The sequence below is a fragment of the Streptomyces sp. NPDC045021 genome, assembly GCF_056432645.1.
In genome coordinates this window covers 364,488-379,791 of sequence record NZ_JBWKIQ010000006.1, presented here as the reverse complement: position 1 = coordinate 379,791, position 15,304 = coordinate 364,488, and the positions used below count along the sequence as shown (strand labels likewise).

The window sequence follows — 15,304 nt, the reverse complement described above, 5'->3', positions numbered from 1 at the left end:
CGGGCGTGGCCGTAACCCGGGGGTCACGGCCACGCCCGAAGGTTTCCCGATCAGGCCTGCGGCGTGGCAGAACCGCTGGCCAGCGCCGGTGTGGCGGCGGCCTGCTGGAACAGCCACTCCGCCTTCAGCTCGGCGTATCCGGGCTTGATTACGTCATTGATCATCGCGAGACGTTCATCGAAAGGGATGAATGCTGATTTCATCGCATTGACCGTAAACCACTGCAGGTCATCGAGGGAGTACTCGAACGCCTCGACCAGGTGGTCGAATTCGCGGCTCATGCTCGTGCCACTCATCAGCCGGTTGTCGGTGTTCACCGTGACCCGGAAGTGCAGCCGGCGCAGCAGCCCGATGGGGTGCTCGGCGTACGAGACGGCCGCGGCCGTCTGCAGGTTGGACGTCGGGCACATCTCCAGCGGGATCCGCTTGTCACGGACGTAGCTGGCGAGCGGGCCCAGCTTGACCGTGCCGTCCTCGGCCACCTGGATGTCGTCGATGATACGGACGCCGTGGCCGAGCCGGTCGGCACCACACCACTGGAGCGCCTGCCAGATCGACGGCAACCCGAAGGCCTCGCCGGCGTGGATCGTGAAGTGGTTGTTCTCCCGCTTGAGGTACTCGAAGGCATCCAGGTGCCGGGTGGGCGGGAAGCCCGCCTCGGCGCCCGCGATGTCGAAGCCGACGACGCCCAGGTCCCGGTAGCGGTTGGCGAGTTCGGCGATCTCCAGCGAGCGGGCCGCGTGCCGCATCGCGGTCAGCAGGGCGCCGACGCGGATACGGTTGCCGTCCTCGCGCGCCCGCCGCTCGCCCTCGCGGAAGCCCTCGTTGACCGCTTCGACGACCTCTTCGAGGGTCAGTCCGGCTTCGAGGTGCTGTTCGGGGGCGTAGCGGATCTCCGCGTACACGACACCGTCGGCCGCGAGGTCCTCGGCACACTCGGCGGCGACCCGCACCAGCGCCTCGCGGGTCTGCATGACCGCGCAGGTGTGGGCGAACGTCTCCAGGTACCGCTCCAGGGAGCCGGAGTCGGCGGCCTCGCGGAACCAGGTGCCGAGCTTGTCCGGATCGGACTCGGGCAGACCGGCGTAGCCGATTTCGCGGGCGAGCTCGACGATCGTGCCGGGACGCAGCCCGCCGTCGAGGTGGTCGTGGAGGAGCACCTTGGGCGCGCGACGGATCTGGTCCGGGGTCGGGGTGCTCGTTTTCTGGCTCTGCATCCACGAACGATACCGCCTACGCGCGTAGATCACCTCCCGGGACAGATAATTTTCCGCACCGACATGTAGCGCACACCCTTGTGTCTGCCATCGTTGGGCCATGGCTTCGCAAGCATTAACGGCGCGAGGTGCCCGGCTCGGCCGGCCGGTCGCGCCGGGACTCGTTCCCGCCCCGCGGCGCGAGACCGGAGAGACGGTCCGCGCCGTCGTCCTTGTCCTTCCCGGCGGCGACGCCACCAGCACCCGCCGCCGCTCCCCACTGGCCGCCGCCCTCATGTGGCCGCTCGCGCGCCATCTGGTGCGCGAAGGCCGCGAGGGCGGTCTCGCCGCCCATGTCGTCCACTACCGCTACCGCGGCTGGAACGGCGGCAACGCCCATCCGGCCGCGGACGCCGAATGGGCCGTCGGCGAGATCGTCCGGCGCTACGGCGATGTACCGGTATGCCTCGTCGGCATGGACATGGGCGCCCGCGCGGCCCTGCACGCCGCGGGCCACCCCGCCGTCAACTCCGTTGTGGCGCTCTCCCCTTGGCTGCCGCCCGGCGGAGAACCCGATCCGGTGAAGCAGCTCATCGGCCGCCATGTCCTCATAGCCCACGGCACCGACGACTACGCCACCGACCCCGAGCTCTCCTACCTCCTCGCGGAACGCGCCAAGAAGGTCAACCGCGACGTCTGCCGCTTCGAGGTCCACACCGACGGCCACACCCTCCACCAACACCGCGCCGAAATCTCCGCCCTCACCACCGACTTCGCCCTGGGCTCCCTCCTCGGCCGCCCCTACGCCCGCCCCGTAGCCGACGCACTGGCGGCTCCGCCGCCGCTGGGCCTACGAATGCCACTCGCCTCCGGCTTCGGCCAGTCACTCCGGGCCTGACGCCCTGGCGTCGGGCCCGGGGGCACGGGGGGTCGTGACGTGAGGGGGCCGGGTCCGCAGGGGTGGGGTTTCGAAATGCTGCCGAGCTATTTGTGGGCCGCTAGGCCCTAAACAGTCGATTTCGAAGCCCCGCCCCGGAGGGCCCGGCCCCCGACCGCACCACCTACCGCGGCAGCAGCTGACCCCGCCGCGACAGCAAGAACTTCTTGAACGCCGCCACCGGCGCCGTATCCGGATGCCCGTCCAACCACGCCACCCCGATGTACCGCACCGCGCGCGGCGCCGACACCGTCAACTCCACCACCCCCGGCCGCGGCACCGCCGGCGGCGGCAGCAGCGCCACCCCCAGCCCCGCCGCCACCAGCCCCCGCAACGTCTCCGCCTCCTCGCCCTCGAAGGCCAGCCGCGGCACGAAGCCCGCCTCGGCGCACAGGTCGTCGGTGATCCGCCGCAGTCCATACCCCGGTTCGAGGGCGACGAACAGATCGCCCGCGGCCTCGTCCAGCCGGACCCGTTTCCGCGTCGCCAGCCGGTGATCGGCGGGGACCACCAGCCGCAGCCGCTGCTCGTCGAGCCGCCGTACGACCAGGTCCGGCGCGTCGGGCGGCGGCGACGTCAGGCACAGGTCCAGCTCGCCGGCGCGCAGCCGCTCCAGCATCGCCTCCGCGTAGTTCTGCACGAGCTGGAACTGCACGCGCGGATAGTCCGCGCGGAAGCCGCGCAGCAGCGACGGGACGGTCTCGGACCCGAGCGTGTGCAGAAAGCCGAACGCGACCTTGCCGGTGTGCGGGTCTGCGTCCACCCGCACCGCCTCGGCGGACCGCTCGACCTCGCCGAGCGCCCGCTCGGCCGACGCCAGGAACGTGTGACCCGCCCGGGTCAGCTGGACGTTGCGGCCCCGGCGGGCGAAGAGCGCGACCCCCAGATCCTGTTCCAGCCGGACCATCGCGCGGCTCAACGTCGACTGCGGCATGCCGAGTTGCTGCGCGGCGCGGGTCACGTGCTCGTGCCGCGCCACGGCGGCGAACTGGGCGAGGCGCGGCGCCAGCACCGCCGCCCAGGACTCGCTGTCCAGATCGGCGGCCTGCGGCCGGCTTGTCACGGAAGTGTCTTTTCCGTTGCGGGACGGTGACACCGGTACCGCTGACCTCGCTTCATGCGCCATGGGATTGATTCTGCACTGTTTGTGCATTGGACGCATAAAACCTGCGGACCTAGATTCATGGCATGCCTCCCGCCGATACGGAGGCGTCCGCCGCACCGCGCGCGGGCGCCTCTGCTCCGCCGTCCCCCGACACCACCGCCAAGCTCAGCCCCGGCAGCCCCGGCTACCGCCGCGCCAACTTCGCGCTCTTCGCCGCCGGTCTGGCGACGTTCGCGCTCCTGTACTCCACGCAGGCGCTGCTCCCCGCGATCTCCGCGGACCTCGCGCTGACCCCCGCGCAGGCGAGCCTCACGGTCACCGCCACCACCGCCGCGCTCGCCGTCGCGCTGCTGCCGGTGAGCGCGCTCAGCGAGAAGTACGGCCGTACGGCGGTCATGACCGCCTCTGTCTTCAGCGCCGCGCTGCTGGCCCTCGTGATCCCGTTCGCCCCGGACCTCACCACGCTCGTCGTGCTGCGTGCTGTGCAGGGCGTGGCACTGGCCGGGCTCCCCGCGACCGCCATGGCGTACCTCGCCGAGGAGATCCACCCCAAGGCCGTGGCCTCCGCGATCGGCCTCTACGTGGCGGGCAACAGCATCGGCGGCATGAGCTCGCGGGTGTTCTCCGGAGCGGTCTCGCAGGCACTCGGCTGGCGCACCGCGCTCTTCGTCGTCGGGCTCGTCGCGCTGGCCTGCGCGGTCGCGTTCCGGCTGCTGGTGCCGGCGGCCCGGAACTTCCAGCCCGGCCCGGTCAACCCGGCGGCCCTGCTGCGCACCGTCACCGACCACCTCGGCAACCCGCTGCTGCGCCGTCTCTACGCGATCGGCCTGCTCTTCATGGCGGTCTTCGGCGCGGTCTACACCGTCCTCGGCTACCGGCTGATGGCCGAGCCGTTCGGGCTCTCCCAGACCGCGGTCGGTCTGATCTTCCTCGTGTACCTGGTCGGGACGGCCGCGTCGGCCGGGTCGGGCGTCCTGCTCGGCCGCGTCGGCCGGCGCGGCGCGCTGTACGTCGCGGTGAGCCTGGCCGCGGCCGGTCTGCTGCTGAGCCTGTCGGCGTCGCTGGTTCTGGTTCTGGCCGGCCTCGTGTTGATCACCGGCGGCTTCTTCACCGGCCACGCCGTGGCGTCGTCCGCGGTGAGCCGCACGGCGACGACGGGTCGGGCGCAGGCCTCGGCGCTGTACCTGACGGCGTACTACATCGGGAACAGCGTGGGCGGCACGGTGGGCGCTTCCGCGTTCAACGCGGCGGGGTGGGAGGGGACGGTGGCCCTGAGCCTGGCCGCGCTCGTCGGCGTCGCCTCGATCACCCTGTACGCCACGCGCCGGGCTGCGCTTGATGCTCGGGCCGGTGGTGGGCCGGGCGCCGGGCCTTCCGGTGCAGGGGTCCGAAATCGACTATTTACGAGCCTGGCGGCTCACAAATAGCTCGGCAGCATTTCGGACCCCTACACCTCCAGCCCCGTCCCCCTTCCGTCCAAGCCCCGGCGTCGGCTGAGCGCGGCGTTCATCCGACGGGGAACGATCCGGTCTCCAGCGTGATCGCGAAAGGCTCGGGCAGCTCGATCGGATCGCCGAACTTCACCGCGGGCACTCATCGGGTGCGGTTGCCGTCGGCTGTGAGTTGGGCCCAGACGAGTTTGCCGACGCCCTGGCGGGTGTTCACGCCCCAGCATCCGCGGGTGAGCTCCTGCACCAGCGCGAGGCCGCGGCCCCATTCGTCGTCCTCGGACGGCTGCCGCATCTCCGGCCGCTTCCGGTTCGCGTCATGAACCTCGATGCGCACGCCGCCGGCCAGCCGAATGACCCGCGTCTCGACCCGCCGCCCCGGCACCCGTCCGTGCACGACGGCATTCGTCATCAGTTCGGAGATGACGAGCACGGCCGGTTCGGCGAGGCCGGTCAACCCCCAGTCGTTGAGCGTGCCCTCCATCATGTGCCGCGCCTGGCCGACCGAGCGGGGCGAGGACGGCCACCGCGTCGTCACCACGGCCGTTCCACCGCGCGATCCGCGACTGAGCGGTACCTGTTGCATCGTCGTGCCTCCGTCATTCCGGAGCCGTTACTCTCGGCGAAGTCGTGCGTGCTCTATGCGAGCAACCGCATGCAAGCGTGGCACTCCCGGCGCTACGGTGATAGCGCTCCAGCGGAATTCTGCCGTCAACTTTTCGCGTGAACTTCCTTGTCCCACCAGGGAGTTCACACCCCACGACGACATCTCCCGCTGTGGCGCAGAAGGTTCCTTGCACGCGCGGAACCTTCCCCCACACACTGGAACACTGCGCGGAGGAGAAGCAGATGATCACAGACGTGGAGGCGGCGACGCCCGCTCTCTGCCGTCTCCAGTTAGGCAGCGAACTGCGCCAACTGCGGCTGGCTGCGGGCCTCAAGGGCGCCCAAGTGGTCAAGAAGCTGATCTGGAGTCCGTCGAAGCTCACCCGGCTGGAAACCGGGGAGAACTCGTCCGTCGAGACCGCTGATGTGATGGCCCTCTGCGAGATCTATGGCGCAGACCCGGAGACCCGCGCCCGGTTGCAGGGATACGCGGGCGTCACCAAAACGAAGAAGGATTGGTGGCTGCCGCCGGAGTACCGGCCGGTCATCCGGCCCGGTTTCAAGGCATACCTCGACCTGGAGGCCACCGCCGCGGTACTCCAGAACTACGAGGCCGAATTCGTGCCCGGCCTGTTGCAGACCGAAGCGTACGTCCACGCGATCTATCAGGCGGACGCGGCCCTTTCGGCCGATGACATCGATCGGCTGGTCGCCATTCGGACGACCCGGCAGGAAGTTCTGCACCGCGCGAAGACACCGCTGAAGTTCACAGCGATCATCAACGAGGCCGTGCTGCGTCGCTGCGTTGGCGGAGCGACGGTCATGCGGGAGCAACTCACCCACATCGTGAACGTCACGGAGTCCCGGCCCAACGTACGGGTGCAGATCGTGCCGTTCCGGGCCGGGGTTCATTCGGGAATGAGCGGGTCGTTCTTCGTCCTGCATTTTCCGGAACGGCTCGCTCTGAAGCCGATGGTCTACATGGAGAACCTGACGGACGCGGTGGTCAAACGCAGCGACGGTGCCGTCGAGCGATACGCGGACGCGTTCTCCGAACTGCAAGCCCTTGCTCCGGGACCGCAGGAGTCCCTGAGCATGATCAAGGAAGCGATCAAGGAGCATTGATACAGATGACCACCAAGGCCGACACCCTCAACGACGCCGCCTGGTTCAAATCCAGCTATAGCGACAACCAGGGCGGTGCATGCGTCGAGGGCGCCCGCCTGGCGGACGGCTCGATGGCCGTCCGCGACTCCAAGGACCCGCACGGGCCAGCACTGGTCTTCACCGCTGACGCATGGCGGTCGTTCGCGGCCGCAGTCGGGTACGGCGAGTTCCCCGACGCCTGAGCAGAGGGGGACGGGGGCGGAGGGGGTGGGGTTCGAAATGCTGCCGAGCTATTTGCGGGCCCCTGGGGGCACCCCCGACCGAAGGTTGGGGGACCGTAAATAGTCGATTTCGAACCCCACCCCCGGAGTCACCGGCCCCCGGCCGGCCCACGCACCCGCACCGTCAGGCGATCCGGTCCAAAACAATCGGCTTCGGTTCGAACGCTGCGTCCGTCGCGCCCACCAGGATCCCGCCGTGCAGCGCCTCCAGGGCGTATGCGAACTTCTCCGGCGTGTCCGTGTGCAGCGTCATGAGGGGCTGGCCCGCCACGACGGAGTCGCCCGGCTTGGCGTGGAGTTCGACGCCCGCGCCGAGCTGGACGATGTCCTCCTTGCGGGCGCGGCCGGCGCCGAGGCGCCAGGCCGCGATGCCGACGGCGTACGCGTCGAGGACTTCGAGGACGCCGCTGGTGGAGGCGTTCACGACGTGCTGTTCCCGCGCCACCGGCAACGCCGCGTCGGGGTCGCCGCCCTGGGCGGCGATCATGCGGCGCCAGACGTCCATCGCGGAGCCGTCCGCGAGGGCCTTCGCGGGGTCCGCGTCGCGCAGACCCGCCGCGTCGAGCATCTCGCGCGCGAGGGCGAGCGTGAGCTCGACAACATCGGCCGGGCCACCCCCCGCAAGCACCTCGACGGACTCCCGCACCTCCAGCGCGTTACCGGCCGTGAGGCCGAGCGGCGTGGACATGTCCGTCAACAAGGCCACGGTGCGTACACCGTGGTCCGTGCCGAGGCCGACCATCGTCGACGCCAGCTCGCGCGCGTCCTCCAGCGTCTTCATGAAGGCGCCGGTGCCGACCTTCACGTCGAGCACGAGCGACCCCGTGCCCTCGGCGATCTTCTTCGACATGATCGAGGAGGCGATGAGCGGGATCGCCTCGACGGTGCCGGTGACGTCGCGCAGCGCGTAGAGCTTCTTGTCCGCGGGGGCGAGGCCGTCGCCCGCGGCGCAGATGACGGCGCCGGTCCCCCGCAGCACGTCGAGCATCTCGGCGTTGGACAGCGACGCGCGCCAGCCCGGGATGGACTCCAGCTTGTCGAGGGTGCCGCCGGTGTGGCCGAGGCCGCGTCCGGACAGCTGCGGCACGGCCGCGCCGCAGGCCGCGACGAGCGGGGCCAGCGGCAGCGTGATCTTGTCGCCGACGCCGCCGGTGGAGTGCTTGTCGGAGGTGGGGCGCGGGAGGGAGGAGAAGTCCATCCGCTCACCGGAGTTGATCATCGCGGCGGTCCAGCGGGCGATCTCGGCGCGGTCCATGCCGTTGAGGAGGATCGCCATGGCGAGCGCGGACATCTGCTCGTCGGCGACGACACCGCGGGTGTACGCGTCGATGACCCAGTCGATCTGTTCGTCGCTGAGGCGGCCGCGGTCGCGCTTCGTGCGGATGACGGAAATGACGTCCATGACAGGGGCTTCCTTAGCGGTTCAGGTCTTCGGGGCCGAAGGCGTCCGGCAGGAGTTGGCTCATCCGGACGACGCCCCGCGCCGTGTCGACGAGGAGTTCGGGGCCGCCGTTCTCCCAGAGCAGCTGGCGGCACCGGCCGCAGGGCATCAGCAGGTTGCCGCGCAGGTCCACGCAGGTGAAGGCGGTGAGCCTGCCGCCGCCGGAGGCGTGCAGCGCGGAGATCAGTCCGCACTCGGCGCAGAGCGCGACGCCGTAGGCCGCGTTCTCGACGTTGCAGCCGACGACGACACGGCCGTCGTCGACGAGGGCGGCCGCGCCGACCGGGAAGTGCGAGTACGGGGCGTAGGCCCGGGACATGATGTCCCGGGCCTGCTTCCGCAAGCCCTCCCAGTCGATGGACTCGACGGGACGCGAGCCGGCACCGGCACCGGCACCCGCACTCGCACCCGCACCCGCACCGGAAGGACCGTCGAAGCCCTCGGCAGGAGGATTCGTCACTTGCCCTGGCCCTTTCGGTACGGCTGTCCGTCGGCCGCCGGCATCCGCAGCCGCTGGGAGGCGAGCGCGAGCACCAGCAGGGTGACGATGTACGGCGTGGCGCCGACGAGCTGGTCGGGCACGGTGTCGGTCAGCGCGTACCAGACCACCAGCAGGACGGCGACGGCGCCGCCGATCACGGCCGGGATGTACTTCTTCTGGTAGAGGCGCCAGGCGGCCAGTGCGGCCAGTCCGACCGCGAGTGCCAGCAGCAGCGCGTGCACGGTCTCGCCGCCGTTGCGCAGCTGGAGGCTGTCGGAGTACCCGAACAGGCCCGCGCCCATGGCGAGCCCGCCGGGCCGCCAGTTGCCGAAGATCATGGCGGCGAGGCCGATGTAGCCGCGGCCGCCCGTCTGGCCCTCGTTGTAGATGTGCGAGGGGACGATGGCGAGGAAGGCGCCGCCGAGGCCGGCGAGGCCGCCGGAGGCGATGACCGCCAGGTACTTGTACTTGTAGACGTTGACGCCGAGCGACTCGGCGGCGATCGGGTTCTCACCGCAGGAGCGCAGCCGCAGACCGAACGCGGTCCGCCACAGGACGAAGAACGTGCCCACGAACAGCGCCGCGGCCAGGATGGTGAGCGACGACAGGTCGGTGACGACGCCGCCGATGATCCCGGCGAGGTCCGAGATCAGGAACCAGTGGTGGCCTTCGAGGGTGTGCATCCAGTCGGAGAGGCCGGGGACGGTGAACGACTTGATGTCGTCCATCGGCGGCGACTGCTTGGGGCTGCCACCCGCGGCCGCGGCCTCGCCCATGCTGAACCAGATCTTGGCGAGGTACTGGGTGGTGCCCAGCGCCAGGATGTTGATCGCCACACCGGAGACGATGTGGTCGACGCCGAAGGTCACGGTCACGACGGCGTGGATCAGGCCGCCGGCCGCGCCGCCGAGGATGCCGGCGACGACGGCGACCCACGGGTTGGTCTGCCAGCCCGCCCATGCCCCGAAGAACATGCCGAGGATCATCATGCCCTCGAGGCCGATGTTGACCACGCCGGCCCGCTCCGACCACAGGCCGCCGAGGCCGGCGAGGCCGATCGGCACGGCCATGGTCAGGGCGCCGGAGATCTGCCCGGAGGACGTCATGTCGTTGGCGCCGGTGATGGCGCGTACGGCGGAGATGAGGATCAGCGCACCCGCGAGGATCAGCAGCACGCGGGAGACGGTGAGCTTGGCGCGGATCTTGGCCGCGGGGCTCTTGGCGGTCTTGCCGGGGGTAGCCGTGGCGCTCACGCTGCCACCTCCTTGTGCGCGTCGGTACGGGCCTGGGCGGCGAGTTCCTCGCCGACCTTCTGTTGCTGGCGTTTGATGCCGTAGCGGCGGACGACCTCGTAGGCGACGACGACGCAGAGCACGATGATGCCCTGCATGACGCCGACGATCTCCTTGTCGTAGTCCTCGAACTCCAGCTTGCTGGAGGCGATTTCCAGCCAGCCCCACAGCAGCGCGGCCAGCGCGATACCGATCGGGTGGTTCCGGCCGAGCAGCGCCACTGCGATACCCGTGAAGCCGATACCGGCCGGGAACTCGGTGCTGAACTGGTGCGCGTCGTTGAGCAGCACCGGCATGCCGACCAGGCCGGCGATGGCGCCCGACAGCAGCATGCTGGTGATCACCATGCGCTTGACGTCGACCCCGCTGGCCTCGGCCGCGGACTCCGAGCGGCCGACCGCCCGCAGGTCGAAGCCGAACCGGGTGCGGGAGAGGCCGAACCAGTAGAGGACGCCGACGAGGGCGGCGATGACGATGAAGCCCCAGATCGTGCCGTCCGTGCCCATGTCGAACCCGAAGAAGTGCCCCGAGGAGGGGATTTCCTTGGTGGAGACCGAGTTGGTGTCCGCGTGCAGCACGGCGAGCCGGCCGGGGATCATGAAGTAGCCGATCACCGCGGTGGCGATGGCGTTCAGCATGATCGTGGTGATGACCTCGCTGACGCCCCGGGTCACCTTGAGCACACCCGCGATTCCCGCCCACATCGCGCCGACGAGCATCGCGGTGAGGATGATCAGCGGGATCTGGATGAAGGAGGGCAGGTTCACCGCGCCGCCGACGACGGCCGCGAAGAAGGCCGCGAGGCGGTACTGGCCGTCGACGCCGATGTTGAACAGGTTCATCCGGAAGCCGATGGCCACCGCGATGCCGGCGAGGTAGTACGGCGTCGCCTTGTTGAGGATGAAGACCTGGCTGTCGCTCGTCAGGCCCTTGTCGAACATCACGTTGAACGCGTGGAACGGTTCCTTGCCGGTGGCCAGGAGCACGAGCGCGGTGAGTACGAAGGCGGCGACGATCGCGAGGACGGGAGCGGCCAGGCCAAGGATCAGCCGATCCTTGTCGAACTTCTTCATCGGTCCTCTCCTTCGGCGTCCGTGTGCTCGAGGTGGCCGGAAGCGGCGCCGGTCATGGCGGAACCCAGCTCCTCAGGAGTGATCGTGGCGGGGTCGGCGTCCGCGACCAGGCGGCCGCGGTACATCACCCGCAGGGTGTCGGACAGGCCGATCAGCTCGTCCAGGTCGGCGGAGATCAGCAGCACGGCGAGGCCCTCGCGGCGGGCCTGCCGGATCTGGTCCCAGATCTGCGCCTGCGCGCCGACGTCCACACCGCGGGTCGGGTGCGCGGCGATCAGCAGCTTGGGCAGGTGGCTCATCTCGCGGCCGACGATCAGCTTCTGCTGGTTGCCGCCGGAGAGGGAGGCCGCGGTGACCTCGATGCCGGGCGTACGGACGTCGTACTCCTTGACGATCCGTGCGGTGTCGCGGCGGGCCGCGGTCAGATCCAGCAGCGCGCCGCGGCTGTTGGGCTTCTCGGTGACATGGCCGAGGATGCGGTTCTCCCACAGCGTGCCTTCGAGGAGCAGGCCGTGCCGGTGGCGGTCCTCGGGGATGTACCCGATGCCGTCCTCGCGCCGCTTGCGGGTGGGCGCATGGGAGATGTCGGCGCCGTCCAGGGTGATCACCCCGGCGTCGGGGGTCCGCATCCCCATGATGGTCTCGACCAGTTCGGCCTGGCCGTTGCCCTCGACCCCGGCGATGCCGAGGATCTCGCCCTTGTGGATCGTGAGCGAGATGTCGTCGAGGAGGAGGCGGGCATCCCGGGCCTCGACCTCCTCGACGATGAGGGCCGAGGATTCCGACATCGGCTCCAGACCCACGTCGGAGAGCGTGAGCCCCTCGACCGTGAGCATCGTCTCGGTGGTGACCGTGGACTCGCGGGTCTCCGGCGACGGCAGTTCGCTGCCGACCATCAGCTCGGCGAGCTGCTTGACGGTGACGGTCTTCGGGTCGGCGTCGCCGACCGTCGTGCCGCGGCGGATGACCGTGATCGTGTCGGCGACCGAGAGCACCTCGCCGAGCTTGTGCGAGATGAAGATGATCGTCAGGCCCTCGGACTTGAGCTCGCGGAGGTTGGCGAAGAGCGCTTCGACCTCCTGCGGCACGAGGACCGCGGTCGGCTCGTCAAGGATCAGGGTGCGGGCGCCGCGGTAGAGGACCTTGAGGATCTCCACGCGCTGGCGGTCGGCGACTCCGAGGTCCTCGACGAGGAGGTCGGGGCGGACGCCGAGGCCGTAGGCGTCGGAGATCTCCTTGATCTTGGCGCGGGCCTTGCCGCCGATGCCGTGCAACTGCTCGGCGCCGAGAACGATGTTCTCCATCACCGTGAGGTTGTCGGCGAGCATGAAGTGCTGGTGCACCATGCCGATACCGAGCCGGATGGCGTCGGCCGGGGTGTGCAGGTCGGCCTTCTCGCCGTCGAGGGTGATGGTCCCCTCGTCGGGGCGCTGCATCCCGTAAAGGATCTTCATGAGGGTCGACTTGCCCGCGCCGTTCTCGCCGACCAGGGCGTGGACGGTGCCACGGAGCACGGTGATGTCGATGTCCCGGTTGGCGACGACGCCCGGGAAGCGTTTGGTGATGCCGCGGAGTTCGACGGCGGGGGGGCTGCTGGACGCGTTGATGACGCACTCTCCTCGCGGGGCAGAGCGGAGCGATGGGGGCGAACGTATCGCGAGGATCGGACTCTACGCGCGTAGCGGCGCCAGATCCACAGTTGTCGCGGGATACATACGGCACGGTGGCCGCACAAGCGGGCTCGGGGAAGGGGGGTGCGTTCCCGCGTCGTCCGGTGCGGTGCCTCGGTGTGCTGCCGCATTGCCCCTGTACTGGATGTACTGGGGTGATGCGGCAGTGCGGCGAGGTGCCGTGCCGGGCGGCGTGGGGGCGTGCTCCACTTCCCCGAGCCCGCTCAGCCGCGAGGCCCGGCAGGGAACGTCACGCTCCCTGGCCGGGCCTCGCGTCGGTGATCAGCTGGTCGGAGTCGTGTTGACCTTCAACGTGCCGTCGGTGATCTTCTTCGTGGCCGCATCGATCTGCGCCTTGATGTCATCGATGTAGCCACCGGAGGTGGCCAGGCCGACGCCACCCTTGGCGAGGTCGTAGACGTGCGTGCCGCTCAGCGGCTTGCCGTCCTTGACGCTCTTGATGACCTCGTAGACCGCACCGTCGACGTTCTTGACGGCGGAGGTCAGGATCGAGGTCTTCCACTGCGCCAGGCCCTTGTCCTGGTACTGGTCGCCGTCGACGCCGATCGCCCAGGTGCCCTTCTTGCCCGCGACAGCCTCGATGGCGCCGGTGCCGGAGCTGCCCGCGGCGGCGTAGATCACGTCGATGCCGCGGTCGAGCATGCCCTTGGCCTTGGCCTTGCCCTCGGCCGGCTTCGCGAAGCCGGAGAAGTCGCCGCCCTGGGTGATGTACTCGATGTCGACCGAGACGGAGGGCTTGGTGTCCTTGACGCCCTGCTGGTAGCCGGCCGCGAACTTCTTGATCAGCGTGGTGTCCACGCCGCCGATGAAGCCGACCTTGTTGGTCTTGGTCTTCAGCGCGGCGGCGACGCCGGCCAGGTAGGAGCTCTGCTCCTCGGTGAAGTTGATGCTGTCGACGTTGGCGGCGGGGACCACGGAGTCGACGATCGCGAAGGTCGTCTTCGGGAACTTCTTCGAGACGGCCTTCACCGAGTCGGCGTAGGCGAAGCCGACACCGATGACCGGGTTGTAGCCCGCACCGGCGAGGTCGTTGAGCTTCTGCTCGCGGTCCGCCTCGGTGTCGGTGTTCTTGGCGGTGAGCTCCTTGCTGCCCAGGCTGAACTCGGCCTTGGCCTTGTCCAGGCCCTTGGCCGCGGAGTCGTTGAAGGAGTGGTCGCCTCGGCCACCGACGTCGTAGGCGATTCCGACGCCCTTGTCCTTGCTTCCGTCGGAGCTGCTGCTGCCGCAGGCGGTGGCGGTGAGGGCGAGCGCCGCGGATGCGACACCCGCAGCAACGATCTTGGTAACCCGGCGCACGAGGGTCCCCTTCATTCGAAAGCGCCCCGTCCGGCGCTGGCTAAGCGGGAGCTTAACGCGCGTAGATGTCAGGTAAAGCCTGAATGAAGACCTGTTATCGGATCGACGCATTTCGGCCAGGTGAACCACCTGTTGGCGCCGCGTCACCCACCGTTCAGACCAGCAGCGCAGCACTCGCGAGCAGCTCCGCACCGATCATCACAGCGTCCTCGGAGCCGTCCGGTTCACCCGGATGGACGCCGTGTCGCGGCGACCCCTCGGCGGGTCGCAGGCCGAGTCTGGCCAGCGCCCCCGGCACGCGCTCCAGGTACCAGGCGAAGTCCTCGCAGCCGAGGCTCTGGCCGGTGTCCTCGACGGCGTGCGCGCCGTACCGCAGCGTCATCGCCTCCCGCAGCAGCTCCGTCGACTCCACCTCGTTGACGACCGGGGGGACGACGCGCTGGTACTGGATCTCGCACTTCGCCCGGTACATGCCGGCCACCTGGTCGATCACCTCGTGCACCAGGTCGGGCGCCTCGCGCCAGGCCGCCAGGTCCAGGCAGCGGACGGTGCCCTCCAGCTCCGCGTGCTGCGGGATCACGTTGCAGGCGTGGCCGGCCTCGATGCGGTCCCACACGACCCGGACGCCGGAGCGCGGGTCCATCCGGCGGGCGAGCACGGCCGGCAGTTCGGTGGCCATCTTGGCGGTGGCCATCACCAGGTCGGTCGTCAGGTGCGGGCGGGCGCTGTGGCCGCCCGCGCCGTCGAGCTTCAGGACCAGCCGGCCGGCGGCCGCGGTGATGGGGCCCTGCCGCAGGCCGATCCGTCCGGCGTCGGTCCCCGGGTCGCCGTGCACGGCCAGGATCCGGCCGATACCGTCCAGCACCCCGGCCTCGATCGCGCCGAGCGCTCCGCCCGGAGCCGTCTCGTCCGCGGGCTGCAGGATCAGCCGCACCGGGCGCGGCAGCAGGCCGTCACGTTCCAGGGCGGCGAGCGCCAGGCCGGCGCCGAGCAGCACCGCGTCGATGTCGCTGTGCAGGGCCAGGCGCGGACGGGCGGGGTCGGTGGCGCCGATGTCGCAGACGACCCCGGTCCCACCGGGCAGTACCCGCGGCCGTAGACCGTCCTGCTCAAGCCGGGCCCTGACCGCCTCGGCGGCGGTCTCGGCGTCCTGGGAGTCCGGCCGGCCCGTTGCGGGGCGGTGGCTCGATTCCCGGCGGAGCGCGATCATTTCGGCGCGCAGCCCGGCGGGCAGCGCGCCGGGTGGCACTGCGGGTGAGTCGTTCACCTCCGACAGCGTAGGCCCCATGGGAGATCCTCCAGCGTTGATCGAGAGAAATTCATTCCTGTTGAAGGAGAAGAAATCACCCG

14 protein-coding genes are annotated in these 15,304 nt (G+C 69.8%); 4 read left to right on the top strand and 10 right to left on the bottom strand.

Annotated elements, in window-relative coordinates:
• Nucleotides 1-50: 50 nt before the first annotated feature.
• Nucleotides 51-1,217, bottom strand: a complete 1,167-nt coding sequence (locus AC07DC_RS20935; protein WP_478915883.1) for an adenosine deaminase — start codon at nt 1,215-1,217, stop codon at nt 51-53.
• A gap of 100 nt (nt 1,218-1,317) precedes the next feature.
• Between AC07DC_RS20935 and AC07DC_RS20930 the strand changes: the two genes are divergently transcribed.
• On the top strand, nt 1,318-2,094 hold the full coding sequence (locus AC07DC_RS20930; RefSeq protein ID WP_478915882.1) for an alpha/beta hydrolase: 777 nt from the start codon (nt 1,318-1,320) through the stop codon (nt 2,092-2,094).
• Between the two features lie 163 nt (nt 2,095-2,257).
• On the opposite strand, the gene AC07DC_RS20925 is transcribed toward AC07DC_RS20930, so the two are convergent.
• Complete coding sequence (locus AC07DC_RS20925) at nt 2,258-3,259, bottom strand: LysR family transcriptional regulator (RefSeq protein WP_478915881.1); 1,002 nt, start codon at nt 3,257-3,259, stop codon at nt 2,258-2,260.
• Nucleotides 3,260-3,321: 62 nt separating this feature from the next.
• Here AC07DC_RS20925 and AC07DC_RS20920 point away from each other — a divergent pair, with 62 nt between their 5' ends.
• Nucleotides 3,322-4,665 carry an MFS transporter gene (locus AC07DC_RS20920; RefSeq protein ID WP_478915880.1) on the top strand — a complete coding sequence of 448 codons (1,344 nt, stop codon included), beginning with the start codon at nt 3,322-3,324 and terminating at the stop codon, nt 4,663-4,665.
• 166 nt (nt 4,666-4,831) lie between these two features.
• Here the strand turns inward: AC07DC_RS20920 and AC07DC_RS20915 are convergent, their stop codons facing one another.
• The gene (locus AC07DC_RS20915; RefSeq protein ID WP_478915879.1) at nt 4,832-5,227 is read right to left on the bottom strand and encodes an ATP-binding protein; all 396 of its coding nucleotides are present in this window, start codon (nt 5,225-5,227) and stop codon (nt 4,832-4,834) included.
• A gap of 308 nt (nt 5,228-5,535) precedes the next feature.
• Here AC07DC_RS20915 and AC07DC_RS20910 point away from each other — a divergent pair, with 308 nt between their 5' ends.
• Together AC07DC_RS20910 and AC07DC_RS20905 are read left to right on the top strand one after the other, a co-directional pair.
• Nucleotides 5,536-6,417 carry a helix-turn-helix domain-containing protein gene (locus AC07DC_RS20910; RefSeq protein WP_478915878.1) on the top strand — a complete coding sequence of 294 codons (882 nt, stop codon included), beginning with the start codon at nt 5,536-5,538 and terminating at the stop codon, nt 6,415-6,417.
• Nucleotides 6,418-6,422: 5 nt separating this feature from the next.
• Nucleotides 6,423-6,641 (top strand): DUF397 domain-containing protein, encoded by a 219-nt coding sequence (locus tag AC07DC_RS20905; protein ID WP_478915877.1) that lies wholly within the window; start codon nt 6,423-6,425, stop codon nt 6,639-6,641.
• Between the two features lie 163 nt (nt 6,642-6,804).
• Here the strand turns inward: AC07DC_RS20905 and AC07DC_RS20900 are convergent, their stop codons facing one another.
• From AC07DC_RS20900 to AC07DC_RS20870, 7 genes are all read right to left on the bottom strand, one after another.
• Nucleotides 6,805-8,082 (bottom strand): thymidine phosphorylase, encoded by a 1,278-nt coding sequence (locus AC07DC_RS20900; RefSeq protein ID WP_478915876.1) that lies wholly within the window; start codon nt 8,080-8,082, stop codon nt 6,805-6,807.
• Nucleotides 8,083-8,095: 13 nt separating this feature from the next.
• On the bottom strand, nt 8,096-8,479 hold the full coding sequence (locus AC07DC_RS20895; RefSeq protein WP_478915989.1) for a cytidine deaminase: 384 nt from the start codon (nt 8,477-8,479) through the stop codon (nt 8,096-8,098).
• A 98-nt stretch (nt 8,480-8,577) separates the two neighbouring features.
• Nucleotides 8,578-9,855, bottom strand: a complete 1,278-nt coding sequence (locus AC07DC_RS20890) for an ABC transporter permease (RefSeq protein ID WP_478915875.1) — start codon at nt 9,853-9,855, stop codon at nt 8,578-8,580.
• Nucleotides 9,852-10,967: an ABC transporter permease gene (locus AC07DC_RS20885; RefSeq protein WP_478915874.1), complete on the bottom strand. Its 1,116-nt coding sequence runs from the start codon at nt 10,965-10,967 to the stop codon at nt 9,852-9,854. The genes AC07DC_RS20890 and AC07DC_RS20885 overlap by 4 nt, the downstream gene beginning before the upstream one ends.
• Complete coding sequence (locus AC07DC_RS20880) at nt 10,964-12,574, bottom strand: ABC transporter ATP-binding protein (RefSeq protein WP_478915988.1); 1,611 nt, start codon at nt 12,572-12,574, stop codon at nt 10,964-10,966. The genes AC07DC_RS20885 and AC07DC_RS20880 overlap by 4 nt, the downstream gene beginning before the upstream one ends.
• A 345-nt stretch (nt 12,575-12,919) precedes the next feature.
• Nucleotides 12,920-13,954 carry a BMP family lipoprotein gene (locus tag AC07DC_RS20875; protein WP_478915873.1) on the bottom strand — a complete coding sequence of 345 codons (1,035 nt, stop codon included), beginning with the start codon at nt 13,952-13,954 and terminating at the stop codon, nt 12,920-12,922.
• 154 nt (nt 13,955-14,108) lie between these two features.
• Nucleotides 14,109-15,242, bottom strand: coding sequence for an amidohydrolase (locus AC07DC_RS20870; RefSeq protein ID WP_478915872.1), 1,134 nt, complete (start codon nt 15,240-15,242; stop codon nt 14,109-14,111).
• Nucleotides 15,243-15,304: the final 62 nt, after the last annotated feature.

Excerpts from the sequence above, each read along its gene's own strand:
- AC07DC_RS20935 (WP_478915883.1), bottom strand. The coding sequence starts at position 1,217 with ATGCAGAGCCAGAAAACGAGCACCCCGACCCCGGACCAGATCCGTCGC.
- AC07DC_RS20930 (WP_478915882.1), top strand. The coding sequence starts at position 1,318 with ATGGCTTCGCAAGCATTAACGGCGCGAGGTGCCCGGCTCGGCCGGCCG.
- AC07DC_RS20925 (WP_478915881.1), bottom strand. The coding sequence starts at position 3,259 with ATGGCGCATGAAGCGAGGTCAGCGGTACCGGTGTCACCGTCCCGCAAC.
- AC07DC_RS20920 (WP_478915880.1), top strand. The coding sequence starts at position 3,322 with ATGCCTCCCGCCGATACGGAGGCGTCCGCCGCACCGCGCGCGGGCGCC.
- AC07DC_RS20910 (WP_478915878.1), top strand. The coding sequence starts at position 5,536 with ATGATCACAGACGTGGAGGCGGCGACGCCCGCTCTCTGCCGTCTCCAG.
- AC07DC_RS20905 (WP_478915877.1), top strand. The coding sequence starts at position 6,423 with ATGACCACCAAGGCCGACACCCTCAACGACGCCGCCTGGTTCAAATCC.
- AC07DC_RS20900 (WP_478915876.1), bottom strand. The coding sequence starts at position 8,082 with ATGGACGTCATTTCCGTCATCCGCACGAAGCGCGACCGCGGCCGCCTC.
- AC07DC_RS20885 (WP_478915874.1), bottom strand. The coding sequence starts at position 10,967 with ATGAAGAAGTTCGACAAGGATCGGCTGATCCTTGGCCTGGCCGCTCCC.
- AC07DC_RS20870 (WP_478915872.1), bottom strand. The coding sequence starts at position 15,242 with ATGGGGCCTACGCTGTCGGAGGTGAACGACTCACCCGCAGTGCCACCC.